Raw genomic sequence first — 1,456 nt, 5'->3', positions numbered from 1 at the left:
TCGGCCAGGGTCCGGTTGACGGCCACCCGGGTGACCCCGACGTGATCGCTGCGCAGGGTCTCGCGCAGGACCTCGTCGACCGTCTCGGTCCGGGTCGAGACCCGCACCCGCCCGGTCTCCACCGCCCGCTTGTCGATGCGGACGGTCTCGGCGATCAGCGGGAGAACCGCCTCCTCGCCGACGGCGACTTCCGCCGCCGGCTCGTTCTGCGCCCCGTAGGGATGCGGCTCGGTGGCGGTGGGATCGCCCACGATCAGACCCGGCGCTGGGTCGTGACGGCGGGTGCGGTGCGGGTGAGCACAGGGTCGACCGCTGCGCCGCGGCCGGCGAAGAAGGCAGCCAGGGCACCGAGGATCAGCGCCAGGGCACCGTAGAGCGCCCCCTGCGAGCCGACGCGGGCGGCGGTGTCGGCGGCCTGCTTGGCCTGCTCCTTGGTCTTGGCGACCGTGTCGTTGAACTGCTGAACGTATTGGGCGACCTGGGTCCGGGCCTGATCGACCGGGATGCCCTGCGCCTTGGCCAGAGCCTGGGCGGCCTTTTCCTGCGCGTCCTTCTGCTGGGCGGCGTCACCGGTCACGGCGGCGCGCATGGCGCTGACGGCGGCGTTCTTCAGCGCCTCGGGGTCATTGCCGGTGCCGTTGCGGACCTGGCTCTCGATGTTCGAGAATGGGTTGTCCATGCCCGGCAGCGACGGAGCCATGGCCTGCGCGGCGGTCTTCACCGAGCCGCCGATCAGGTTGCCGGCGCCGCCCAATGTGCTCGACACCGCGCTCGACGCGCCGCTGACGATGCCGCCGACCGCCGAGGACAGCAGGTACACGATGATCAGGGTCGAGACCGCCCAGGCGATCAACCCGTGATAGGCGGTGGTGGTCCGAGCCGGCTTGCCCGAGAGGCGCCCGGCGAGCCAGCCGCCGGCGGTGGAGGCGAGGATGCCGGAGATCACGAACCAGATCCCGGCGCCGGACGAGAGCGACCCGGCGGTCGGGGTGCCGTTGCCGGCCGGGTCGACGGTCGACAGACCGATCCCGAGCCCGACCATGTTCAGAATGACCTGGGCGACCAGCGCGATCACCGCGCCGGCGATGACAGCCCCCCAGGAGATGGAGTGCAGTGCCATCGTGCGCATGTCCTCGGCCGGGGTGGCGAGGCTGGTGGTCGGCAGGTCGCGGTCGTAGGCCGCGTGGGTGGTGTCGGTCGATAACGCCATAGTTGGTACTCTCTGGTCTCGGTGGTTCGGATGCTTTTCGGCTGAAACGGAAAGAGTTTGGTTGGGCTTAGAACGCCCCACGTCGCCTGATCAGGGCGTGGTAGATGACCAGCACGATGACAGCGCCGACGACGGCGACGAGCAGGCTGTAGAGGTTGAAACCCGAGACGCCGGGCTCGCCGAACTGGTTGAACAGGAAACCGCCGACGACGGCGCCGACGACCCCGAGCAGGATGTCGACGACGA

General features: G+C 69.9%; 3 protein-coding genes. All 3 read right to left on the bottom strand.

Annotated features, from left to right (window positions below; all coding sequences use genetic code 11):
- Positions 1-251 (bottom strand): DUF2382 domain-containing protein (locus MKK88_RS14760; protein WP_244000905.1); only part of this gene is annotated, 251 nt, incomplete at its 3' end.
- Between the two features lie 2 nt (positions 252-253).
- A complete protein-coding gene (locus tag MKK88_RS14755) occupies positions 254-1,210 on the bottom strand; it encodes a PhnA-like protein (RefSeq protein WP_244000903.1) in 957 nt (318 codons plus the stop codon).
- Positions 1,211-1,277: 67 nt separating this feature from the next.
- Positions 1,278-1,456: GlsB/YeaQ/YmgE family stress response membrane protein (locus MKK88_RS14750; protein WP_244000907.1), on the bottom strand; the 179-nt coding region annotated here is incomplete at its 5' end.

Origin of the sequence: Methylobacterium sp. E-005, assembly GCF_022829725.1 — a bacterium.
Classification (GTDB): Bacteria; Pseudomonadota; Alphaproteobacteria; order Rhizobiales; family Beijerinckiaceae; genus Methylobacterium.
Note: the sequence above shows the minus strand (reverse complement) of the source record. Positions and strands in the feature narration are given on the sequence as shown.

Excerpts from the sequence above, each read along its gene's own strand:
- MKK88_RS14755 (WP_244000903.1), bottom strand. The coding sequence starts at position 1,210 with ATGGCGTTATCGACCGACACCACCCACGCGGCCTACGACCGCGACCTG.